This window comes from Deinococcus arboris (genome assembly GCF_009755355.1).
GTDB classification, from domain to species: domain Bacteria; phylum Deinococcota; class Deinococci; order Deinococcales; family Deinococcaceae; genus Deinococcus; species Deinococcus betulae.
On sequence record NZ_WQLB01000002.1, the window covers coordinates 178,374 to 201,566 of the forward strand.

Genomic DNA, 23,193 nt, shown 5'->3' on the forward strand with positions numbered 1-23,193 from the left:
CGAGTCCCCAGGAGTGCGAGAAGAAAGGCGCGTTCCAGGCGTGCAGTTGGCCAATCGGTGCCCTCCCGGTTTGTCAGCGGTACAGACAGAAGCCGTATCACCCAGCCTTGATGCCGCACCCTGCCACAGACTTGTCAGGGTGCGGCCCCTATAACGGGAGCTATGGAAGAGCTGTGGCAGGCCCGCAACCGCGACCCGCGTGGGGTGCGCGCTGAGCTCGGCACTCGCCGGGCCTCGCCGGAACTGACGGTCGTCCAGGCCTATCTGGACTGGCGCGAGGGGTCGCCTGACCGGGCCATGCAGAGTCTGGTGACGGTGTTGCCGGACCTGACTGGCCCGTGGCGGGGCCGCGCTCTGAATGTGCAGGCCAACATCCTCTCCGATTCACTGGAAATCGATCAGGCCCACCTGCTGTATGCCGAAGAGTTACGGGTGGCTCAGGCGTGTGGGGACGTGAACGGCGAGTGGCGCGCCCGGCACGACCTGACTAACCTCTTTCTGGATATTGCGCCCGAACGGGTGCTGGGGCCTCTGCGTGAAGTGATTGCCGGCGCCCACGCCGCAGGTGAGCTGGATACCCTGATCGTGGCGCACCTCAATATCGCGTCCTACTCGGCGTCCCTGGGCTTGACCGCCAAGGAACGTCAGCACCACCTGAACATAGTCCTGACCCTGGCCGCCGACGCCTGGCCTGACCTGTACGCCGTGGCCCGCATGGTGCTGGCTGAAGACGCCCTGGCCGAGGGCAATCTGGAAGCCGCTGAGGCGCATCTGGCGACCCTGAATGCCTTGCCGCCCCTGTCGATCCGGCAGACCCGCAGCGACCTGCTGGTCACAGAATGCCAGTTGCTGCGGGCCAGGGGACAGGGCGCGCAGGCGGCCGAGCGGCTGCGCGCCGAGTTGCCACTCGTGACCCTGTGGGAGCAGCCCAAACTGCTGCACGCCCTGTCATTGGCTCTGGAAGAGGCAGGTGACCTGGCCGGCGCTCTGAGCGCCGAGCGCCAGCACAGCGAGAACTGGAAGGCCGCCGAAGGCACCCGCCGCGAGCGCACCATGCGCGCCTTGGAAGTCTGGCACTGCACGGCCCAGGCGCGCGCTGACGCCGAGCGGGAACGGGGACGGGCGGTGCAACTGGAAACGGCCCTGAGTGATCTGCGCGCGGCCCACGACCACATTCAGGAACTGAGCCGCCGCGACGGGCTGACCGGGCTGTATAACCGCCAGCACCTGATGGAAGCAGGCGCCGCCGTCCTGGCGCTGGCCACGCCCCTTCAGCCTGCGCAGGTGGCCCTGCTGGACGTGGACAAGTTCAAGCGCATTAACGACACTGCTGGCCACCATGTTGGTGATGAGGTGCTGCGCGGTGTGGCGGGACTGTTGCAGGCGGCTCTGCGGCCCGGCGACCTGTGCGCCCGCTACGGCGGCGAGGAGTTTGTGGTGGTGCGTCCTCCAGGGGTGGGGCCAGGTGCCCCAGATCTGGCGGCTGACCTGCGCCGCCTGGCCGACGCGCTGGTGACCCACCGCTGGGGCCTGCCCGAGGCGCTGGGGGTTACTGCCAGCATCGGGGTGGTGCAGGCCACGGCCCCCGATCTCGACGCGGCGCTGGCGCTGGCCGACGCCCGGATGTACGCCGCCAAGCGGAGCGGTGGCCACCGGGTTTATACCCAGGACGCTGTGGCCAGTTAGGGAAGACGGACTCGGAGAGTAGGGTTTCTAGAGAGCGTTGAGTCCAAGCGGTCTTGGCAAGCGACGAAGCAACTTGGGACAATTCCGCAGCAGAGCCAGCACAAGCAAGGCGGGTGAAGTGAGTAGACTCTCTCCCAGTTTGCGAACGTAACAGACAAGGTTGTACGAGCAGTGGCGCTAGACGAAGTTCAGGTGTGCCATTGGCAACCCGGCGTCTGGGATGGAAGATCGCCCGTCTCCCGAACCCCAAGTCTCTTGGTCTGAGGGCCGCCCCTGAGGAGTTGGACGAAAGGCATCCCCTTGCTTACAGCCGGTAGAAAGGTTTCATAGCCAGCCTCTACCCAACAAAAAGCCCCGGCGCGGTGGCCGGGACTCCCTGTGCTGCTACGTCTTATGCCTGACCGTACATCACGGCGCGCTTGACTTCCTCGATCAGCTGGGTGATCGGGATGTCGCGCGGGCAGGCTTCAGTGCAGTTGTACGCAGTGCGGCAGCGCCAGACGCCCGTGTTCTGGTTCAGGATGCCCAGGCGCTGGTGCGTGGCCTCGTCGCGGGTGTCAAAGATGAAGCGGTGGGCCTGCACAATCGCGGCCGGCCCCAGGTAAGAGCCGTTCACCCAGAAAATCGGGCAGGAGGTCGTGCAGCAGGCGCACAGAATGCAGTTGCTGGAGTGCGCCATACGCTCGGCCTGCTCTTCACTCTGAACGCGCTCAGTGGCAGGAGCCGGCGACTCGTTGATGAAGTACGGCATGATGGCTTTGTAAGAGTCAAAGAACGGCTCCATATCCACCAGCAGGTCCTTCTCGACCTTCAGGCCACGAATCGGCTCGACGGTAATGGTGCCGCCGTTCTTGGCCACGTCGCGCACCAGGGTCTTACAGGCCAGGCGGTTGCGGCCATTAATCAGCATGGCGTCGCTGCCGCAGATGCCGTGCATGCACGAGCGGCGGAAGGTCAGGCTGGGTTCCAGGTACCATTTGACGTGATTAATCACGTCCAGCACACGGTCGCCCGGCTGGGCTTCGACATCGTAGGTGGTCCAGTGCGCTTTCTTGTCCTTGTCGGGGTCAAAGCGCAGAATCTTGACTTTCAGGTTCAGCATGGGCACGCCCACGGGGGCGGCGCTGGTGCTGGTGGGGGCAGTCATCTGGGTCATGGGGTTCCTTGCGGGGTCAGCTGGATTCCGGCGCGTTCATGGCGGCTCATTTGCGGGGCCTCCAGGGAAGTCCGGCCTCTTCTTCCTACTCGCTTTGCCTGGGGTGAAGGGTGAGCAAAGAGCCCCTTCACCGGGCAGAGACGGGTCAGTACACGCGCGGTTTAGGTTCAAAGGCCCGTGTGAAGCCCTTGAGGGCCACCGGCTTGTAGCCGATGACGACGTTGCCGTCGTTGTTCAGATCTTTGTAGGCCATGGTGTGCTTCAGCCAGTTGGTGTCGTCGCGCTCGGCGTAGTCCTCGCGGTCGTGGGCGCCGCGCGATTCCGTGCGGTTCAGGGCGCTGCTGGTCATGGCTTCGGCGCAGTCGAGCATAAAGCCCAGTTCCATCGCCTCGATCAGCTCGCTGTTGTAGCGGCGGCTGGGGTCCGACACGCTGACGTTGCGGTAACGCGCCTTCAGTTCCTGCACAATGCCGACCTGTTTTTCCATGTCCTTGCCGTTCCGGAAGATCCCGACGTTGTTCATCATGGATTCTTGAAGTTCCTTGCGGATGGCGGCGGCGTTGTCTTTGCCACTGGCGTCGCGCAGGCGGTCCAGCAGGTCCTGACTGTCTCGCTGAGCGCTTTCGGGCATATCGGGGTATTCGACTTGACGGGCGTACTGCGCGGCGTAGATGCCCGCCCGGCGGCCGAACACCACGAGGTCCCCCAGGCTGTTGGTGCCCAGGCGATTGGCGCCGTGCAGCGAGACGCAGGCCTGCTCGCCCGCCGCATACAGCCCTTCAATGCTGCCGCCCGACCCGTCACTCAGGCACAGGCCGTTGAGGTCAGTGGGAATACCGCCCATCGCGTAGTGCGCCGTGGGCTGAATCGGCACCAGATCCTTGACCGGGTCCATGCCCAGGTACGTCCGCGCCAGGTCGGTAATTTCGGCTAGCTTGCCTTCAATCACCTCGCGTGGCAGGTGCGTCAGGTCAATGTTGACGGCGTCCTTGTCGCGGCCCACGCCCCGGCCCTCGCGAATTTCCGTGATGATCGAGCGCGACACGATGTCGCGTGGCGCCAGGTCTTTAATGGTGGGGGCGTAGCGCTCCATGAAGCGCTCACCGCTGTCATTGCGCAGAATGCCGCCCTCACCGCGAATGCCTTCGGTGACGAGGATACCCAGCTTAGCCAGGCCCGTGGGGTGAAACTGGTAGAACTCCATGTCTTCCAGCGGCAATCCCTTGCGGTAGTAGATGCTCATCAGGTCGCCGGTCAGGGTCAGGGCGTTCGAGGTGATTTTGAACACGCGCCCGTAGCCGCCTGCCGCCAGAATGACGGCCTTGGCGTGGAAGGTATGCAACTCGCCGGTGGACAGCTCGTAGGCCACCAGGCCCCGGCAGCGGCCATCCTCAATCAGCAGGTCGGTGACGTGGAACTCGTTAAAGAAAGTGGTGCCCGCCTTGACGTTCTGCTGGTACAGCGTCTGCAGAATCATGTGGCCCGTGCGGTCCTTGGCGTAGCAGCTGCGCTCCACGGCCGCCTTGCCGAAGTCGCGGGTGTGGCCGCCGAACTTGCGCTGGGCAATCTTGCCCTCGGGCGTACGCGAAAAGGGCAGACCCATGTGTTCCAGCTCGTACACAGCGTCAATGATGTCCTTGGCGAACACCTCGGCCGCGTCCTGGTCAGTCAGGTAGTCGCCGCCCTTGACGGTGTCGAACATGTGCCATTCCCAGTGGTCTTCTTGCACGTTGCCCAGCGCCGCGCCGATGCCGCCCTGCGCCGCGCCCGTGTGTGAGCGGGTGGGGTACAGCTTGGAAATGCAGGCCACGCTCACGTTGCCCTTGGCGGCGTACAGCGCGGCCATCAGCCCTGCGCCGCCTGCGCCGACCACCAGCACGTCATAACGATGATGCATAATTTTCAGTCTTCCTTTGCCGGATTAGATGGAGAACAGGCCCACAGTGCCAAACGCGAACACCAGGGCAATGACGGTGTAAAACACGCCTTTGACCCAGGCCCGGTTGGGGCGTGAGCGCACGTAATCTTCAATGGAGTAGCGCGCGCCGTTGGCCCCGTGCATCAGGGACAGGGCCAGGATCAGCCAGTCGTAGAACTTCCAGGCGGGGCTGGCGAGTTTATTGACCACAGCGTCAAAGGTGGCGTCCGATTCACTGACCTGAATAAAGGTCATGTAGATGTGCCCCAGAATCAGAAACACCAGAATCAGGCCGCTGATCCGCATGAAAATCCACCAGTTCAGTTCGGCATTGTTGTGGGACTGCTGCCGGGCATCGGTGAAGGTGCGGGCGCGAATCATCAGTAGCCTCCTATCAGGCGCGGGTACAGCGTCCAGGCCGCGCCAATAAAGGCCACCACGCTAATCAGCAGCACGCCGTACCACATCTGCCGCTGGTAGGCGACGCCAAACCCCGTAAAGTCCATGATGATGATGCGCAGGCCGTTAAATGCGTGGTACACCACGCCAGCCGTGACAAACAACAGCCCAATCCGAAACGGCCACAGGTCGTAGGTCTCGTGAATGGCCATGTAAAAGCGCTCGCCAAAAATAAACGACCCAATGCTGAAGACGTGCAGCAGCAAATAAGTCAGAATCGCCAGCCCTGACAGGCGGTGAAGCAGGAAGGCCCACTGCCCTTCTCTTCCTCGGTACATCCTTAACTCCTCCTCGGCAGCTTTGCCCTGTGTTGCCGACCTGATTCGCCCTCAGCCACTGTAGGGCGACCTGTTATGCCGTGTGGGTGACCGTTCACACCACGCTTTCAGACGGGCACAAGGATATCATTCTCCAGCTGTTCGTCGTCCGTGCCCTGGCCCACTTCACGGAACGCCGCGCGCCCTGGTGGGGCGCCACTTCCGCGCTACCCTGTTGCCTATGAGCACCAAAGACCCTGCCACAGAAGCCGAGTTCACCCGCAAAATGGTGCTGGGCATTCTGGGCACCCTAGAACAAAAAGGCCTGCTGAGTAAAGAAGAAGTAGACGGCATCATCCGCGCCGCCCGCCAGCAGGCCCAGCCCCGAAGCCCGCGCCCACTGGGCGGTCCTGCTGGCCCCGGCACCGTCTGGGTGCGGCCTGGGCAGGTCCATGAGCCGGTGGACCGCAGTACGCCGGTGGCTATTCCAAATGTTCAGCGCAGCCCGGAGCTAGTGAAGGCTGAGGCTGCGCTGCCGGTGATTGACCTGGATCTGGGGTGAATGGAGATAGAGAAGCCGCCTCTGATCTTCAGAGGCGGCTTCTCTCAACTGTCATTTCATCAGAGAGAGGTAGTAGTTGTTTGAACCTGACATGGTGTATTCACTATTGATCACGTAAAGGCCACCAGCAGGAGAGGGAAGAGCATTCTGAATGCTGTTAAAACTGAGGGTTATAGAAGTGCCTGTTGAGGTATTGAACTTGATAATACTCCCGTAAGAGCGGCTCCAGAGGGTAGTAGGGTCTTTGGCATCAAACCCAGCTAACGTATCTCCCGGAAAATTGTATTTGGTCTGCGTGCCGTCATCGTTAAAACGAATTAGCTCGCCGTAGGTGTTAGTCCAAACGGTGCCCGTGTTGGCGATAACGGCTGTCCGGGCCATGGATGGTCGTGTGAGAGGACTGACAGTGCTGGTTACTGTATTAATTTTCAACAAGTCGTAGTCCAGGTAAACAGCTGACTTGCCGTCAGGACTCAGTGCAAAGCGGCCACCAGTATAATTGGTGTTGCTGAGCGTCTGAACATCTTGCACGGCGCCAGTGCTCGGTGTCCAGATAGCCAGAATCTGAACATAACCACTGCTGTTGCTACTACGCCGCACCAACCAGACGCGCCCCTGGGTGTCTGTCTGCTCGGCGATGGCGCTCAGCGCGACATTCAGTGCGGGCAGATTGGTCTTTGCCCCTGCATTGTCTATAAAGACGGCAGGCGAACTTGTTTCCGAGGGACTGCTCAGCACGACCACGCCGCCTTCAGCTGTCACGAGGTTCACCGGCGAACTGGACAACGTGGTTGAAACCGCCTCGCCAGCCACCGTGAATCGGGAGAACGCCGAGGTATAAGAATTGGTGTCGCTGTTGTAAGTCGAGTTACCTGAAATCCAGACGCCTTCATTAGCGCGTGCCGATTGGTTGACGAAGGTGCCGATGAATTTACGTGCCGGCCGCACTGTCAACTGCACGGTATCTGTTCCAGTGCCTGGGACCAGGTCAGGGCTGCTTAGGCGCACAGTGATGGTGCCTAGCGGCGCGTCGGCCGTGACTTGGATAGGAATTTGCACTGTCGTAGTGGCTCCGGGAGTCACATTGACTGATTTGGCTGTGGCGCTCACGCCTGCGGGCAGGTCTGTCAAGGTCACGGTGGTGGCGCCAGTAAAGCCTTCAATGCTCCTGACATCGACCGAAACGGTACTTTCACTGCCTTGGTAAGCCGCAGCGGTGCTGTAGGCGGGTGCAGACAGAGTCACGCCTGGTTTGGGGACAGTAATGTCCACCTTGGTTGTGGCCCTGACCCCCCCCTTGCCTTCGGCTGTCATGGTGATTTTATAGGTGCCGGGTGCCACAGTGGCAGCGGCCTGAAGTGTAACGGGCGCCGAAGTGAAGCCGCTGAGAGATTTAGTGACTGGCGTAACCGTCACACCTGCGGGCAGGTCAGTGGCGCTGAAAGTCACGTCTCCGCTGAAGCCATTCATGCTCTGGGCGTTGACGTTAATATTGAGCGTCTTCTCAGGGCGCAGGACGAGATTGTATGTGTCGTAGACGCTCAGCCCAATACCTGGGCGCCGCGCATCAACAGTGCCGCTGCCTCCGCCTACCTCTATATTCGCGTCGTTTTTCACGATTAGGCGGAATGACCCCTGAGCAGAACCCCCGTTGTAACGAAAGGTGAGATTAGTAGTGACGCGCTGTGGTGCGAGGCCGAGGCCCCGCAGGTAAGCCGCTGCACCTGCACTCTGGGTGCTGAGTGTGGGAAGTGTCAACGTGGTAGGTTCCACAGTTAAGCCAGGAACATCAGTGCTCAGGCTGACCTGACCGTTAAAGGCCCCGTCCTGATAAAAGCTCACTGGAACAGTCACAGTGTCATTGGCGGTGAAATCAAGCGCGGTATTAGGCAGCTGAGCCGTGACGCTAGGCTTGTACATCTCGCCACGTAACTGGGTACGTATGTCAGCAGTGATGTTATTCAGGCTGAAACCGGATGTAGTGGGCGTCAGCACGGCGGCGTTCCAGCCCGCCTGCAGAGTGAGGTCAATAGCGAAAACGCCGCCGCAGCTGATTGTTCCCTTGATAGTGGCAGCCGAGGCGCTGTACAGCCGGGCGATGGTACTGTTGTTGGAAGCGCCAGCGATCACAGTTTCAGTGATTGAGGCTAGCAGATCATCCTGGGCGCTCAAGACGTCCAGTGAGGAGAACAGAGCCACATTAGGGTTAGCGCTGGCAGTGCCAGTGAAAGTGCATCCTGGCACCGAGGTGGGCAAAAATTGGCCAAGATAGGTTGGAACCTGTGTCAGCGAGAGGCCTACAGTCCCCGAATTGCTCAGTGTGCCTACGTTCTTCAGATCAAAACTGTTGAAATCGGCTAGCACGACTTTACCCGCGTAAGGAATGCCTGTCACCGTGCCCTGAATGCTGTCATTCTTAACAGCGTTGCCGGGGGCTTGTACGGCCTTGTACTCCAGCGTCACCGTCTTGTTCGCGTCCAGCGTCACGGTCTGCGCCGCAGGCGCGGTATACCCGTTCACTGCACCGGGCTCAATCTTCAGCACAGTGCTGGCGCTCAGGTCGCTGAACGTCTTCCCACTGGCCAGCGCACCTTCATTCAAGACGATATTCGTCGTGATGTTCGTGACCTTGACAGGTGCAGAGCTGACACCAGTCAGATTGACCGTGAGGGCGAAGGGAGTTGTTTTAGGAGGCTGTGGCGGATCAGGCTGAGGGCAGGCGGTCAGCAGAACGGTCAGGCCCAGCATGGCGGTGGGAAGGTGCAGTTTCTTCATAGCCGCTCAGGATTCTAATGGACCTTAAACGGTTTGACATGCGAAGTTGACCACTGACTCGCCGACCAGCTCACCCACCCGACGGGGGCAGCCCTCTCATCAGAAAGTCATCAGGCAACTTTGCTGGTTCGCACCCATCTACACCAATTTTCCAGCCCCTTTGCCATACCCCGTACACTGCCGCCATGTTCACCGCCCAGACCAACCTTCTTCTTCGTTGGGGGCGTTGAGCGCAGCCTAGCGTTCATTCACCACGCCCCCGGCCACCTGCGCCGGGGGCTTTTTGTTTGGAGGGGTTCTTATGGGAATGACTATTGCGGAAAAGATTCTGGCGGCGCACAGTGGGCACGACCGGGTGGTGCCCGGCCAACTGCTGGAGTGCGCCACCGACTGGGTCCTGTGCCACGAAATCACCACGCCCGCTGCGCTGCGCATGCTGGAAGAACGCGGCATGGACCAGGTGTTCAATCCTGACCAGATTGTGGCGGTCCCCGACCACAGCGTTCCCGCCATGAACATCAAGGCCGCCAAGATGTACCAGAAACTCAAGAGCTGGGTGCAGGCCAAGGGTATCAAGCACTTCTACGACGTGGGGCGCGGCGGCATTGCCCATGTGGTGCTGGAAAACACGGGCCTGATGAAGCCGGGGCAGACGCTGGTCAGTGGCGACAGCCACACCTGCAACGCCGGGGCGCTGGGCGCCTTTGCCACAGGCGTGGGCAGCACCGACCTGGCCGGCGCCATCTATGCGGGCAAGGTCTGGTTCAAGGTACCTGAGACCATGCTCATCCGGGTCACGGGGCAGACGCAGCCCGGCGTCACGCCCAAGGACATCGTGCTGGAGGTCATCAAGCGGATTGGGGCTGACGGCGCCAACTACATGGTCATGGAGTGGGTCGGGGACTACATCGACGCCCTGGACATGGAAGGCCGCTTCACCCTCACCAACATGGCGATTGAGGCCGGCGGCAAAACCGGCATCGTGGCGGTGGATGACACCACGCGGGCCTATATGTCGGCGCGCGGCGTCTCGCCCGAGCAGTACACCGAATATCACTCCGACCCGGACGCAGCCTACAAGGTGGTGGTCGAGGTTGACGCCAGCTCGGTCGAACCTACCGTGGCCTACCCCCATATTCCCAGCAACGGGCGGGTGGCAGGCAGCGACCAGATCGCCGTGACCCACGCCTACGTGGGCAGCTGTACCAACGGCCGGATCAGCGACCTGCGCGATGTGGCGCGGATTCTGCGGGGCCGCAAGGTGGCCGAGAACGTGCAGATGATCGTGGTGCCCGCCACCCAGGCCATCTGGAAACAGGCGGCGCAGGAAGGCCTGTTAGAAGTCTTCGTGGATGCCGGCGCCAGCGTCAGCTACCCCAGTTGCGGGGCCTGCCTGGGCATGCATTCGGGGGTGCTGGGCCCGGACGACGTGTGTATCTCCAGTTCCAACCGCAATTTCGTGGGCCGCATGGGCGACCCCAGCGCGCAGATTTACCTGGCCAGTCCGGCGACGGTGGCTGCCAGCGCCATTGCGGGCTACATCAGCGACCCGCGTGAGTACAATGCTGCCGATTAACAGTGGAGATCTGGGCGCAGGGAGGATTGTTTGGGGGCTACGTGCTGGCCTGTATGGTCTTGGCCTTTCGCCTGCTGGGCGCCGAGCGACTGCCGCTGTCCAGGCGCGCGGCGCAGGCAGTGCCCGGAGGCCTGGTGCTGGCGCTCGTCCTTTTCATGGCCTGGTAGTGTTCTGGCGCCCGGTTCTGGGAGGTCGCCCGGCAAGCTGCCGTGGCAGGTGCCAGTGCGCTGGTGCTGGTGGGCTTCCTGAAGTTAGGGGCGTCGCCCGTCATGCCCATAGCGCTGTTCGTCGTGGTGTGGGCGCTGCGCGAACGGTTACGGGCCTAGGGCCTCGCCGCCTCGCCCCGCCGCAGGCCGCGCAGGCCGGTCTAAGCTAACCGCTATGGGAGAAGCCAAACGACGCAAACAACTGGGCCTGATGCCCGCCGTGCATCCCTTTGAAGCCCTGATGGACGCCGATGGGGTGCTGACGTTCGTCAGGGCCCCCGAGGACGCCCGGCTGCGAGAAGAGTTGGCGTCGGCCCTGAAGCTGGCGCACCCCTACGGCGCGGCCTGGAACAGCGCTTACCGCACGCAACTGGTCATGCACGGGCGGGTAGACAAGTTTCTGGACACCGCCGAGGATGTGGACACCATTCCCGTGCCGCCGCACCGCCGCCTAACCGGCGAACTGGCGATTGGAGCCAAACCCGAGGGCCGCGACCTGCGCGTGGAAGGTGGCCGGGTGCGGGTCCGTGAGGAAGGGCACTCGTTTGACGGCCAGAGGTGGACCTCGTTTCCATCTAACGCCGACCCCCGCGCGGCCCTGAATTACCTGATGCAGCACCCGGCGGCGCGCCTTCAGGGTGAGGTGGTGGCCGCCTACCGCGCCGAGCAGTGGCGCGAGGGCCGCGTGGACATCGAACCCGAGCCACCCGCCGAACTGCTTGAAGCCCTGGAAGCCCTGACGCGCGAGTGGCACGGCGAGGACGACGCCGGCTGGCTGGCCCTGCACCAGGACGCCGTGCAGGATGGGGCGGCGCCTGCCCCGCTGGCCCGGCGGGTGACCTTTGAATTGCGCCAGCCCGCACCCTTGCAGTCGCCCCTGAGCCTGGCCTTCGCCACCCTGGGCAATGTCGAGGTCACCCCGCAGGCGGGCGGCAGCAGCTACACCGAAAACGGTGACACCTGGATTTCCTATGAAGACGGCGAGGCCACCGAGGACGGCCTTCCCCCTGAACTGGCAGACATCTTTGACCTGGATACGGTGGCGGTCACTGTCTACGCCGATGGCCGCATAGAGTGGGCGCCCGGCGAGGTACCCGATGAGGACGCCGAGCGCCTGCGCACCGAACTGAAAGACGCCACCGGGGCCGGCGACCCGGCCGAGTGGGCCGAGTGGACCACTGAACTGCTGCTGGGCACCTTTGCGGACGAACTGAGCGTTCCCGAAGGCGCCGCGCTGCCGGTGCCCGTGGCCGTGCGGCTGGACGTGCCGGTGGACGCCCTGACGGACCCCGACCCGCTGGCCCAGACCTTTATGGAATCCGAGGTGACCTTTGACGGGGCTGCCTGGCGCGACCTGTACGGCGAGGAAGTGCCCGAGGAATTGCGGGCCTTCGCCGCTGGAGACGCCTGAGATGACCGTGCCGGGCCTGCTTAGCCTGGGCGCCCTGCTGTGGGCCGCCTGGCTGAGCTACGGCCTGTGGCGCTGGCCTTTGGACTGGGCTCGGCTGGTGCAGGCCAGCGCGGTGACTGCAGTGCCTATCGCTCTGCTGATGAAATTCACCCTGGATGAATCGGTGGCGTGGCGTCACCTGACCTTTCCGGTGTCATGGGTGCTGTGGGCAGCGCTGTGGCTGATCTGTCTGGGCTTGGCCGCCGCGCTGTACCACCAGCGTCCGACGATATGGCCGCCCCTGGGTGTTCCGGTCACGGGCGCCTCGACTCTTCTGTTGAATCTTGCGTTTTCTGCCTAAGGAGTTTCTATGCCCACCGTGCATGTCTTTGCCCGCGATCACATCAACACCGACGAAATCATTCCCGCCCGCCACCTGACCACCGACATAGAAAGCGAACTGGCGAAATACGCGATGGAAGATTACGACCAGGGCTTTGTGCGCCGCGTTCAGGCGGGTGACATCATCGTGGCTGGGGCCGACTTTGGCTGCGGGTCCAGCCGTGAACATGCGGTGTGGGCGCTGCGGGGGGCGGGGGTTGGGGCTGTGATTGCCCCCAACTTTGCGCGCATCTTCTACCGCAACGCCATCAACAACGGCTTTCTGGCCCTGGAATGCGAGGGGATCGTTGAGGCCTTTCAGGACCGCGACCCGGCCGAGCTGGACCTGGCCGGCGGCACCATCACCAACACCCGCACCGGGCAGACCCTGACCTTCGTGCCAGTGCCCCAGTTTGCCCTGGACGTGCAACAGGCGGGCGGCTGGCTGGAATATATGAAAGAGCAAGAAGGTGTAGAGCGGAGGCTGTAGGGTTTTTTCCTCTCGGCTCACCCAGTCAACCTCCCACACCCCTTCAAAGGAGTTTCTATGTCCAAAGTTGTGACCCTGCCAGGCGACGGCATCGGCCCCGAAATCACGGCGGCGGCGGTGGCCGTGCTGCGCGAAGTGGCCCCCGACCTGACCCTGGAAGAACATGCCATTGGCGGCGGCGCCTATGACCAGTACGGTGACCCCTTGCCCCCGCGCACCCGTGACGCCCTAAAAGACGCCGATGCGGTGCTTCTGGGCACGGTGGGCGGCGCGCACGACAGCCCCTGGAACAGCCTGCCGCGCGCCCTGCGGCCAGAATCCGGCCTGCTGGCGCTGCGCAAAGAACTGGGCTGCTACGCCAACCTGCGCCCGGTGCGCGTTCAGCCAGGCCTGGAACACCTCTCGCCCCTGAAACCCGATCTGGCGCGCGGCGTGGACATCCTGATTGTGCGCGAGCTGCTGGGCGGCATCTACTTTGATGGGGACCGTCAGATTGAGGGTGGGGCGGCCTACAACACCATGCGGTACACCACCCCAGAGGTGGAGCGGGTCGCCAAAGTCGCGTTCTGGGCCGCCGAGCAGCGAAAGGGCCGCGTCACCAGTGTGGACAAGGCAAACGTGCTGGAGGTTTCTGAACTGTGGCGCCGCGACGTGCAGGCGCTGCGTGACCGCTCGTACCGCACGGTGCACCTGAACCATGAGTATGTGGACAGCGTGGCCATGCTCATCGTGGCCAACCCCAGCCGCTACGACGTGATCGTTACGGAAAACCTGTTTGGCGACATCCTCAGCGACCTGGCCGCCGTGATTCCGGGCAGCCTGGGCCTGATGCCGAGCGCGTCGCTGGGCGACGGTGCAGGACTATTCGAGCCGATTCACGGGAGCGCGCCGGATATTGCCGGCAAAGGCATCGCCAACCCCGCCGCCGCCATTCAGAGCGCCGGCATGCTGCTGCGCCACGGCCTGAAACGCCCCGACGCCGCCAACCAGATTGACCGCGCCGTGGCCCTGGCTCTGCGGGCGCACCCCACGCGCGATCTGGGCGGCCAGGCCGATACGGCGACCTTTACCCGCGCTGTGCTGAGCGCCCTGGAAACCTCTCCAGCGGTGGGTTAAACAGGACGGGAAAGGAGAAGAGAGGCCCGTGCGGCCTCTTTTCTGTGTGGTGTACTGGGGAGCAGCTGCGGCGTTGGGTGTTTCTGGCGTTCGGAACGGCGGTCTCTGAGTGTGGAGAGGACAGAGTTAGGGAGAGAGCGGCCCTGCTCTGTCCTGTCCCGGCAGCAGCACAGCCATCTGGAAGAGGGCCGCCTGTCAACCGTTCGCCAGTTGCGTCACTGTCCCTCGGCTAAACCTCCTTTCGTGCTCTTCTCTCTGGTCAACCCTGTCTCCTGAGGCGCATGCTGGCAGCATGAGTGACGCCGTGACCTTTCCTGCGCCGGGCCGGATTCCTTACCCTGGCGGCTGCGTGCTGGAACCTGCGCCCCACGCCCTGGACTGGCTGCTGAACTGGCCCGCCGATGTGCAGGTGGGAGCAACGCTGCACCCGGCCACGCCGGTCTTTCCGCTGCTGCGTGAACTGCTGCGCGACCCGGCCACGTACGGAACCACCCTGGCGGCCGCCGAAGCTGCCGCCGAGCGCTTTTTGATGCTGGCTGGGCAGGCGCTGGAAGCTGAAGGCGGGCAGCGCGCCTGGCTGGAACGGGAGCTGCGCCGCTGAGCACGTTCCCCACCAGCACAGAGGCCAGTGGCGCCTGGCTGGAAGACCTGCCGCTCCCGCCCGCACAGCCCGGCGAAACGCGCCGCGCCCACACCGCCCGCCTGCTGCGTGAGGCCGTGTCGCGCGGCCTGATTCCCGAGGGGGCTCGCCTGCCCGGTCACCGCCGCCTGGCCGGCGCGCTGGGCGTGTCGCGCAACACCCTGGTGGACGCCCTGACCCAGCTGGAGGCCGAAGGGTACGTGCGCGCCCTGGGCCGCAGCGGCACGGTCGTTAGCGCGCCGCCCCTGACGGCCGCGCCCCCCATGCCGGCTGCCTTGCCCCTGAGCCGCTGGGCCCAGCGCGCCCTGGCCGGACAGGTGCAGGAAGTGGGCGGCACCTTCGCCGTGGATTTCCGGGTGGGCCAGCCGGTCCCCGAGCTGTACCCCGAAGGGCCGTGGACGCAGGCGCTCGCCCGCCGCGCCGGGCAGGCCACGCGCGGCGGGGACTCCGATCCGCTGGGGCCGCTGGACACCCGCCGCGCCTTGGCCGCGCACCTGAATGCCTCGGCCGGGGCGCAGGTCACGCCCGATATGGTGATGCTGACCGGCGGCACGCAGGGCGCGTTGGACGCCCTGGCCCGCGTGTTTCTGGAACCGGGGCGGGTGGCGGTGGCCGAGGACCCCACCTATCCGGGCGCGCGCGCCGCTCTGGCCGCCACCGGGGCGCAGGTGGTGGCGGTGCCCGTGGACGGCGCAGGTCTTCAGACCGAGCGGTTGCCGGGCGCAGCGACCCTGGCCTACGTCACGCCGGGGTGTCAGTACCCCACGGCCGTCACCCTGGGCGCGGCCCGGCGGCAGGCGCTGCTGGCCTGGGCGCGGGACACGGGCGCCTTTATTCTGGAAGACGATTACGCCGCCGACCTGCACCACGCGGGCCGCCCGCCTGCTGTGCTGCAGGGGCTGGCTCCCGAGCGGGTCATTTTGCTGGGCAGCTTCAGCAAGAGCCTGGCCCCTGTGACCCGCAGCGGGTTTCTGGTGGCCCCGCCCGAGGTGCTGCGCGTGCTAACCGGCACCCGCCCCCTGACTGACCGGGTGCCGGGCCGCCTGGACGCCCTGGCGCTGGCCGATGTGCTGGGCAGCGGCGCCTACAGCCGCCATCTGCGCCGCGCCCGGCAGGTGCTGGCCCACCGGCAAGAGGTGCTGCTGGAGGCCCTGGGCGCCGCCCTGCCCGGCTGGTCCGCTGCTCCTGTCGCCGCCGGGCTGCATGTCTACCTCCCTCTGCCTGCTCCCTGGACCGAGGCCGACGTGCTGGCGCGGGCCGCCGCGCAGGGAGTGGGCCTGACGCCAGTGGGGCCACTGGTCAGCGGCGTGGGCATGCCAGCCGTGTTGCTGGGGTTTGCGCATCTGCCGCCTGAAGCCCTGCGCGGGGGGGCGGCCCGGCTGGGGGCCGCGCTGCGGCCTGGGCCGATGTAACCGCCCCTGGCTGGGGGCAGCGCCGTTCTGCGCCCGCCCCCCGTGTGGGCGGAGTACACTGACTCACAATGCGCTTGCTTTTTGCGGCTCTGGCCCTTGTCCTGACGCTGATGTACTTCACGTTTGGTCTGCGATTTGGGTACGTCACTCTGACCCCCACGTACATGCTGAACGCGACGGGGGAGAGCCGCTACGGCTTCAATGCCTTTGACGAGAAGCAAACCCTGGGGGTGCGCGGCATCTGCAAGGTGGACCGGGGCACCATCACCCTGCGCCTGCTGGACCCCCGTGGCGTGCAGGTGGCCGGCCAGGTCTGCCCCAAAGGCCAGTGGGGCCTGAACGTGCTGGCCAACGGCGCCCAGGGCAAATACGAACTGGTGGTGGATTACAGCAAATTCACGGGCCGCCTGGATATTAAAGAGGCGCGGCAGTAACGCAGAAGAAGGTGGAGGCCCAGGGAAAGTTGCCTGGGCCTCTGTCGTGGGAAGGGTGAAGCGGGAGTCACAGAGCTGAGAGTGCTGGCGCCGCCCCAGCGGTGAGCCTTGAGAGCCCCCCAGCCGCAAGTGGCCTGGCCCTGCCCTGCCAAGCCCGGAGGCTACCGAAGCGTCCTTGCTTCTGACCTGAACCGCTATGGTTTGTAAGCCAAGTGTAGAGCTGCGGTGGACCAGCGTATCTTTTGCAGTTGTGGCGCGAAGAAATCAGCGATGAGCAATGGGCATGTCTCGAACCATTGCCACCTCTTGTTGCTCTAGCGCGGCCGTACCTGGCTCATCGTCCAGTGATCAGTGGCATCGTCTGGGTCCTGCGCACAGGCGTACCCTGGCGTGACGTTCCAGAACGATTTGGCAAATGGACGACCGTGGTCAGTCGCTTCCGTCGCTAGACTGCTCAAGGTATCTGGCAGGCGATCTGGACAACATTGCAACGGGAGGCTGACTTGCAAGGGCAGCTTGACTCGTCCATGCATTTTGTCGATAGCACCGTGGTTCGAGCACATCAATGCGCCGCCAGTGCACGTGGAGGTCAAGACGGTGAAGCGCTGGGGCGATCCCGTGGCGGGTTCAGTACCAAGATTCATCTGCGCGCTGAAGGGTATGGCAAGCCGATGGCCTTCGTCCTTAGTGGTGGAGAACGCCACGAGTCGAAGTTCCTGCAACCGCTGTTATCAATAACGGCGAAAATCCGTCTTGGTATCTTGAGGCATGGCGGAATGGCAGCCGACCCGATACACCCGTGCCCAACTCGAAGAGCGTCGATTGGCCGCTGCGAAGTGGTTGCAGGAGGGCACGCACTCCCACCGCGACATTGCTGAGCATTTCGGGGTCTCTGTTGTGACCGTCACCACCTGGAATGCGCGCCTCAAGAAGAGAGGCACCCTGCAGGCGACCGTCGCCACCGGTCGCCACTCTCGGATGACCCCCGCACAGCACGAGCAGCTGCGCACCCGCCTGAAGGCGGGTGCGCTCGCCCACGGATTCCCCGACGAGACCTGGACCACTCGTCGGGTGAGTGAGCTGATTGGTCGGCGGTTTGCGATCTGGTATCACCACGATCACGTCCGCAAACTTCTGCACCAGCTGGGCTGGACTCCGCAAATGCCGGATGGACGCGCCGCAGAACGCAATGAACTCCGGATGGCCACTTGGAAAGAACAGACGGCACCCGAGTTGAAAAAAAAAGGTCGCTGAGGGCGCCACGCTGATTTACCTGGATGAAGTGGGCTTTGCGCTGAAAGGCGTGCGACGACGGACGTGGTCGGCCAGGGGCGTGACGCCCCTGGTCACGCTGCCCGCGAACTGGGCGAAGCTCTCGACGATTGGGGCGATGACTTCAGATGGGCGCTTCTTTCAGAACACCAAGACCGGCGCGATCAAGCATGGCGATGTCATCGGGTTTCTCCACCATCTGCTGCGTCCTGTGGCTGGAGAGATGGTCGTCGTGCTGGATAACGCGAGCATTCACCGGGCCAAGGCCGTACAAGCGTTCGTGGCAAGCCACGAACGCTTGTCGCTGGAATATTTGCCGCCCTATGCGCCGGAACTGAATCCGATTGAGTTGGTCTGGGCCTACGTCAAGCGTCATGTTCTGGGCAACTTTTGTGCCCGTACGGTCGGGATGTTGAAGCAGAAGCTGGTGGGGGCGTGGCAGCGTGTGCGATACGTCGGGCTGCCACAACAATTGTTCGATATGAATTTATGCCGCGATCAATAAGGTACCTCAGCCTCCATCCGTCCCTGTCTATAGAGGTCTCTATACACCTGACACCCACGGCTGGCTCCAATCCGACCCTCCGAAAGCAAACAAAGGAGCAACATCAATCTGTACTCCCTACTTCGGCAGAAATCAGGAGACAGTGACGCCCTTACCACGCAACTGCCTATCCGCCAGCGCACCATCAGCAACCATACTTGGAGTTCTACTGTCTGCCGGAACAGAGTCAGCAGTTGGAGGCTGTACTTACACCTGAATACTGAGTGCCAAAAACAGCGCCTAAGCGGAATGATGAAGAACACAACCATTTAACACTAATTGAGATTGTTGTCAAAAACTCTCACTGAAAGACCCCTCCTATACCCCTCAAAAAGGCTTAGAGGGCTCTTCCTGGCCTTCCTATGAGCAAGGCTATTTAAAAAGTGTGTCAGACGCAGAAAATCAAGAGCCGATCAACTTAAAAGATCTAGCACTGACCACCAGCCCACATAGTGGACACAACGGCATCGCGCTCAGGCATAGATCAGCCTGTCTCGCACATCTTGTTGAAGCTTGGAAACGGCAGCCTAAGATTTTGGAAACGGCGGCATCACCGCATCGTAAATCCAACGCTGTAGCATCAGCGTAACGCTGGGTTTACCGGTCAGTTCCGCAGCCGCGCGAATGAAGTCTGGCGTGCTGACATTTTTGTACGCAAAGCGCTGGTAATAGCCGCGTAGAAAGCGCTGAAAGGCCGCGTCGCCTACGGTAGCCCGTAAGGCATGCAGCACCAGAGCGCCCCGTTGGTAGACGCGCGGCGCGAAGAGGTCATGACGGAGAGTCACGTACGGTGCAGGCATGCGGGACGCCTGAGCCTTATTCAAGCGTGTCAGCACCCGCTGCTTGAGGCTAGCAGCGTCCCGCGTAACCCACAGGTCCTCGAAATAGGTGGCAAAGCCTTCACTCAGCCAGATGTCCTGCCAGTTGGCGGGCGTCACGCTGTTGCCAAACCACTGGTGGCTGATTTCGTGGAGGTAGCCGCCGGCACCGCCTCCCAGGGCCTTCCCAGGATAAGTAATGAGCGCCTGCGTCTCCAGCGCGTAGTCGTCCTGCCCCTGGGTGTAGATCAGGCCGAAGGTGCCAAAAGGATAGGGTCCGACCTGCTGCTCCATAAATTTAAGCATGGCCGGAAGCTGCTGCCAGTTGGCCTTCTGGAAATTTGCACCGAGCATGGTCGGTATGCTGACCATCGCCTCTAACCCCGCGCGCAGCGGCAGAGTGACCTGCGTGTAGCGGTCAATATGGACTGTGGCCAGATACGTCGCCATCGGGCTGTCCATGTCGTAGGTGAAGGTGCGGGTGCCTGGGCCGCTCACGGTACTGGTCAGCTGCCCGTTGGCAACTGCCCGGAGAGTATCCGGCACCGTGACATGGAAGGTGTAGGTGGCCTTGTCCGACGGAACGTCATTGCAGGGGAACCACGACATCGCGCCGTCCGGTTCGTTCAGCACATAGCTGCTGCGGCGGATGGTCTTCCATCCCACCCCGTCCGCGACACCGCTGACCACACTGTCACCCGGCTCCAGAACTTGCTGCGGGATACCACCGTAGTGGATAACCACCTGAAAGGCTGCGCCGGCGGGCAAGACTTCAGGCAGCTGAATATTCAGGCGATCTGGTGACTGAGAGAAGGGAACCAGCTGACCGTCCACCAGGACGACGGTGACTGGTAAGGCATGCAGCGCCAGGGTCAGCTCACTGGCGTCTTGCTTGAGCGAGACGCTGAGTGTGGCGACGCCGTCCAGCAGTTGGGTGGCCGGATCGCTGGTGAGGTCCAGGTCATAGTGCTCCACGTCGATGGCCGGATCGCGCAACGCCGTTTCAAGGGGTATATGGGCCGTTGCTGGAGTGGTGACAGTGCTGGCCAGGAGTGAAGGGGTACAGAGGATCAGCCACAAGGGCAAGACTAAGCGCTTCATGCCTGATCCTGCGCAGCAGAGGTCATAGCGCCGCTAAGCCTGGGCCACTGGCGCTCGACATCTCTCCGCGAGGCCACGCGCAGCCTCACCGCATCATTCGACGTGGCCGAGTCGTTCATTCTCGGATCGCTTTCCCGGACAAAACCCATCATCGGCCTGAGATCGTCAGTGCTCTGAAGGATAGAGGACGGCAGCCCAGCCGGCTGGGCAGAAGATGAAGTCAGAGTAAGCGGAGATGTTTGAGGCATGTTGAAATCCTTGGGTTGGCGAAGTAAGAGGCGCGGAGCAGCATTTTTCCGCTATGGCCGCAAACTGAACTGAGGGGAGGGACCGTCTGGTCTATCCCCTAAGGTACGGCAAGAGGGACGCAGACCAGGAGACCATTTCGTGCGTTATCAGGACAGCAGTTCAGCGGAACATCCCAGGACCGCTGCTGATTGCAGCGCATCTGAAACATTAAATTTCAGTCGTTTCATATGGCCCTGAAACAGCCGTGGGTGCGGCCCAACCAGATGGCGACGCAAACCAGTCTTTCTGGCTGCGCTTCTGCGGTAGAGCTTGGGGCTGTCCAGCAGCTGTCCTCTGTTGTGACGCCTCAGGATTGCAGTTGGCAAGCAGAGCCGTCAGCACACCTTGTTCGCGAAGGCAGAGGCTGCTTTACAGATACGGATGAGGTGCGGCAGTGAGATTCCATTTGGAGGGCAGCACCCAGGAATGGCCTGGCCTCACCCAGTAACTTCCGCCCTGCTCAACTACTGCCAAACCCATGCCAGTATGCTTCCTGCCCCAGAGCGTCATCTGAAAGCAAGTCATCTGGCCCGGCTTCCCGTTCTGGGCCTCATGATGAGATGGAATGCCCTCAGCTCACTCTGTGCCCACACCTGCTCCCGAGCTCTTTGGCTCTCCCCTGGGCCACATGCTGGCAGTTTCCAGTCGTTATTTAGGACGGCACCGCATGATCGCAGGCTCGGCGGTGAAGTTCTGCCTGCTCTGCCTGATGGTCTGTCCTACAGGCATTGGAACGGCCTCAGCGCACTCGGGCAAGCCCGCCGCCCTCTCCAGCCTCCCGCGTCCTGCCGGACAGTACGGGCTGCCTTTTGCCTCGCCGCCTGGGCCAGACACCTGGTTGCTGGGGCAGTTCTATGGCAACACAGCCTTTGCCTACGAGCAGCGGCGCACCCTGTACGGCAATGGTCAGGGCATGCATTTTGGGCTGGATTTCAGCGCGCCCTGCGGCACCCCCGTCGTGGCGATTACCGATGGGGTCGTCTCGGAGGTGGACGGCCCGCACGGTTCTGCGCCGCACAACTTGGTGATTAACCATCCAGACGGCCTATCCAGCCTGTACGGGCATCTGCTGAGTAAGCCAGCAGTCAAAGTGGGGCAGCCCGTGCGGCGCGGCGAGGTGGTGGCCCGGTCGGGCGACTCGCAGGGCACATGCGTGTCTGAGCCGCACCTGCATCTAGAGATTCGCGACCACTCGCATCAGCTGCTCTTTAACCCAGTGGGCTACCTGCGGGCCGACTGGGCTTCTCTGGGGCTGGTCAATCCAGATATGGCCGGCCCGGGCTTCCAGCAGGACCTGCGCCAGCCCGGCGCCTGGCAGACGCCCGAAGATCAACCGAGCGTCCGGCTGCACGGCCCGCTGCTAAACAATTTCGCGCAGCCCTGGCCGCCCCTCGCTCCACGTACACCGGTGAAGAAATGAGGCGGAATCTGTTCTGGCGCTTCACTCTTCTGGCAACCCTCCTGACTTCTCCAGCGTTAGCGGCCACCTACACGGTCAAGGCGGGCGATACCCTCTACAGTCTGGCCCGGTCGGTGGGCCTCACGGTGGCGCAGCTTCAGGCGCTCAACGGCCTAACCGGGACGAATCTGAAGGTGGGCCAGGTGTTGGCGTTGCCCGGCGTGGGCGTTCCGTCCGTTTCACCCGCGCCCTTCTCAGTCCCAACCCCTCCAGAGGTGCCGAACCCTGACCCTGCCGCCGGGCGTGTTTCCCGGTCCGGCTGCTGTCCCCACCCCGTCTGGGCGGCAGATGGAGAATCCCTGCTGTTCTTGGATCGGCCCGCCGGTCGGGAAGTGGGCCTGTACAGCGTCCCAGCCGACGGCACAGAGCTGAGCGGCACCTGGCGCCTTCCGCCGACGCTGCTGTCAGAGAGTGGCCTGTATGGGTTGCAGCCCACGGGCGCGGCGACGGCGCTAGCCGTACCGCTTGGCGACGCCTCGGGGGTGCCAGTCACGGTGCCTACCAGTGGCCGGGACGCTGTGTGGTCGCTGGGTGGCTGCCTGGCCTGGCCGACGTACGGCGCAGGCGACCGGACCGACTGGATTCCCCTCACCGTCTTTGTCGCTGATCCTTTCCGGGGGAAGACCCCGGTTGCTTCCCGCCCGGTGGTCACTGTGTATGGAGGACGGCTGGTGGGCTGGCTGAATGAAGACACGCTGCTGGTGACGGGGCGCCTGACCCGGAATGATGCCCGGCGCTCAGTGCTAACAGTTGACCTGGCCACAGGCCGAACGCGCGTATTGGCGCAGGGCCAACAGCTGAGCGGCGTGCGGGCCAGTCCAGACGGCACTCAGGTTCTGTTTCAGGTGACGCTGGATACGGCGGGACGCAATGGACTCTTCGTCGTCTCTGTGGCAGGCGGAGCGGCCTGGCCCGTGCCGACCTTCGGCTCTGGCCGCTGGCAAGACAACACGCGGCTGCTCCTCGTGCCTTACGAGCCTGGCCTGGCCTCACACCGTTTGTTGCGCATGGACGTGACCACAGGGCAGACGGAAGAACTTCAGTCCCTTGCCGACAAGATCGCCGGCGACGACTGGCAGGTGGCGCCAGATGGAACGCGCCTGGTGTACCGCAGCGCGCAGGACCAATCGCTGCGCGTCCTGCCTCTTTTGCCCTGAGAGGCCGAAACCAGCGTCCATAGAAAGCGCCAATGAATAATCAGCGGGCCTAGGGGAGACGGAATCAGCAAGTTTTGCCTGGATCAATCAGCCAAG

At 63.1% G+C, this 23,193-nt stretch carries 21 protein-coding genes; 15 read left to right on the top strand and 6 right to left on the bottom strand.

Features of this window, described 5'->3' with window-relative positions:
• Positions 1 to 162 precede the first annotated feature (162 nt).
• Complete coding sequence (locus GO986_RS02325) at positions 163 to 1,686, top strand: GGDEF domain-containing protein (protein WP_157457595.1); 1,524 nt, start codon at positions 163 to 165, stop codon at positions 1,684 to 1,686.
• 391 nt (positions 1,687 to 2,077) lie between these two features.
• On the opposite strand, the gene GO986_RS02330 is transcribed toward GO986_RS02325, so the two are convergent.
• The 4 genes from GO986_RS02330 to sdhC form a co-directional block, all read right to left on the bottom strand.
• Positions 2,078 to 2,842, bottom strand: a complete 765-nt coding sequence (locus tag GO986_RS02330; RefSeq protein WP_157457596.1) for a succinate dehydrogenase iron-sulfur subunit — start codon at positions 2,840 to 2,842, stop codon at positions 2,078 to 2,080.
• A 145-nt stretch (positions 2,843 to 2,987) separates the two neighbouring features.
• Complete coding sequence (gene sdhA, locus GO986_RS02335) at positions 2,988 to 4,739, bottom strand: succinate dehydrogenase flavoprotein subunit (RefSeq protein ID WP_157457597.1); 1,752 nt, start codon at positions 4,737 to 4,739, stop codon at positions 2,988 to 2,990.
• 24 nt (positions 4,740 to 4,763) lie between these two features.
• Positions 4,764 to 5,141 (bottom strand): succinate dehydrogenase hydrophobic membrane anchor subunit, encoded by a 378-nt coding sequence (locus tag GO986_RS02340; protein WP_157457598.1) that lies wholly within the window; start codon positions 5,139 to 5,141, stop codon positions 4,764 to 4,766.
• The gene (gene sdhC / locus GO986_RS02345) at positions 5,141 to 5,542 is read right to left on the bottom strand and encodes a succinate dehydrogenase, cytochrome b556 subunit (RefSeq protein ID WP_369409103.1); all 402 of its coding nucleotides are present in this window, start codon (positions 5,540 to 5,542) and stop codon (positions 5,141 to 5,143) included. Before sdhC ends, GO986_RS02340 begins: the two co-directional genes overlap by 1 nt.
• A 175-nt stretch (positions 5,543 to 5,717) precedes the next feature.
• On the opposite strand from sdhC, the gene GO986_RS02350 reads away from it, so the two are divergent.
• The gene (locus GO986_RS02350; RefSeq protein ID WP_157457600.1) at positions 5,718 to 6,038 is read left to right on the top strand and encodes a hypothetical protein; all 321 of its coding nucleotides are present in this window, start codon (positions 5,718 to 5,720) and stop codon (positions 6,036 to 6,038) included.
• Positions 6,039 to 6,089: 51 nt separating this feature from the next.
• Here the strand turns inward: GO986_RS02350 and GO986_RS02355 are convergent, their stop codons facing one another.
• Positions 6,090 to 8,813, bottom strand: coding sequence for a hypothetical protein (locus GO986_RS02355; RefSeq protein WP_157457601.1), 2,724 nt, complete (start codon positions 8,811 to 8,813; stop codon positions 6,090 to 6,092).
• 301 nt (positions 8,814 to 9,114) lie between these two features.
• Here GO986_RS02355 and GO986_RS02360 point away from each other — a divergent pair, with 301 nt between their 5' ends.
• From GO986_RS02360 to GO986_RS02410, 11 genes are all read left to right on the top strand, one after another.
• Positions 9,115 to 10,389 carry a homoaconitate hydratase family protein gene (locus GO986_RS02360; protein ID WP_157457602.1) on the top strand — a complete coding sequence of 425 codons (1,275 nt, stop codon included), beginning with the start codon at positions 9,115 to 9,117 and terminating at the stop codon, positions 10,387 to 10,389.
• A 2-nt stretch (positions 10,390 to 10,391) separates the two neighbouring features.
• Positions 10,392 to 10,556 (top strand): hypothetical protein, encoded by a 165-nt coding sequence (locus GO986_RS02365; protein WP_157457603.1) that lies wholly within the window; start codon positions 10,392 to 10,394, stop codon positions 10,554 to 10,556.
• A gap of 214 nt (positions 10,557 to 10,770) precedes the next feature.
• Positions 10,771 to 12,006 carry a hypothetical protein gene (locus tag GO986_RS02370; RefSeq protein WP_157457604.1) on the top strand — a complete coding sequence of 412 codons (1,236 nt, stop codon included), beginning with the start codon at positions 10,771 to 10,773 and terminating at the stop codon, positions 12,004 to 12,006.
• A gap of 1 nt (position 12,007) precedes the next feature.
• A complete protein-coding gene (locus GO986_RS02375; RefSeq protein WP_157457605.1) occupies positions 12,008 to 12,346 on the top strand; it encodes a hypothetical protein in 339 nt (112 codons plus the stop codon).
• Positions 12,347 to 12,355: 9 nt separating this feature from the next.
• Positions 12,356 to 12,856, top strand: a complete 501-nt coding sequence (locus GO986_RS02380; RefSeq protein ID WP_157457606.1) for a 3-isopropylmalate dehydratase small subunit — start codon at positions 12,356 to 12,358, stop codon at positions 12,854 to 12,856.
• A gap of 57 nt (positions 12,857 to 12,913) precedes the next feature.
• Positions 12,914 to 13,972 (top strand): 3-isopropylmalate dehydrogenase, encoded by a 1,059-nt coding sequence (leuB, locus tag GO986_RS02385; protein WP_157457607.1) that lies wholly within the window; start codon positions 12,914 to 12,916, stop codon positions 13,970 to 13,972.
• Positions 13,973 to 14,264: 292 nt separating this feature from the next.
• Positions 14,265 to 14,573 carry a hypothetical protein gene (locus GO986_RS02390; protein ID WP_157457608.1) on the top strand — a complete coding sequence of 103 codons (309 nt, stop codon included), beginning with the start codon at positions 14,265 to 14,267 and terminating at the stop codon, positions 14,571 to 14,573.
• 47 nt (positions 14,574 to 14,620) lie between these two features.
• Positions 14,621 to 16,024 carry an aminotransferase-like domain-containing protein gene (locus GO986_RS02395; RefSeq protein ID WP_369409104.1) on the top strand — a complete coding sequence of 468 codons (1,404 nt, stop codon included), beginning with the start codon at positions 14,621 to 14,623 and terminating at the stop codon, positions 16,022 to 16,024.
• A 68-nt stretch (positions 16,025 to 16,092) separates the two neighbouring features.
• On the top strand, positions 16,093 to 16,458 hold the full coding sequence (locus GO986_RS02400) for a hypothetical protein (protein ID WP_157457610.1): 366 nt from the start codon (positions 16,093 to 16,095) through the stop codon (positions 16,456 to 16,458).
• Between the two features lie 248 nt (positions 16,459 to 16,706).
• Entirely contained in the window at positions 16,707 to 16,907 is a 201-nt protein-coding gene (locus GO986_RS22500) for a transposase (protein WP_198170357.1), read from the top strand.
• 319 nt (positions 16,908 to 17,226) lie between these two features.
• A protein-coding gene (locus GO986_RS02410) for an IS630 family transposase (protein ID WP_157457611.1) occupies positions 17,227 to 18,235 on the top strand; the annotation gives its coding sequence in 2 pieces (ribosomal slippage) (positions 17,227 to 17,694 and positions 17,696 to 18,235; 1,008 coding nt in all).
• Positions 18,236 to 18,801: 566 nt separating this feature from the next.
• Here the strand turns inward: GO986_RS02410 and GO986_RS02415 are convergent.
• Positions 18,802 to 20,088: a M1 family metallopeptidase gene (locus tag GO986_RS02415; RefSeq protein ID WP_198170358.1), complete on the bottom strand. Its 1,287-nt coding sequence runs from the start codon at positions 20,086 to 20,088 to the stop codon at positions 18,802 to 18,804.
• Positions 20,089 to 21,109: 1,021 nt separating this feature from the next.
• Between GO986_RS02415 and GO986_RS02420 the strand changes: the two genes are divergently transcribed.
• On the top strand, positions 21,110 to 21,901 hold the full coding sequence (locus GO986_RS02420) for a M23 family metallopeptidase (protein WP_232337350.1): 792 nt from the start codon (positions 21,110 to 21,112) through the stop codon (positions 21,899 to 21,901).
• Positions 21,898 to 23,097 carry a LysM peptidoglycan-binding domain-containing protein gene (locus GO986_RS02425; protein ID WP_157457613.1) on the top strand — a complete coding sequence of 400 codons (1,200 nt, stop codon included), beginning with the start codon at positions 21,898 to 21,900 and terminating at the stop codon, positions 23,095 to 23,097. Before GO986_RS02420 ends, GO986_RS02425 begins: the two co-directional genes overlap by 4 nt.
• Positions 23,098 to 23,193 lie beyond the last annotated feature (96 nt).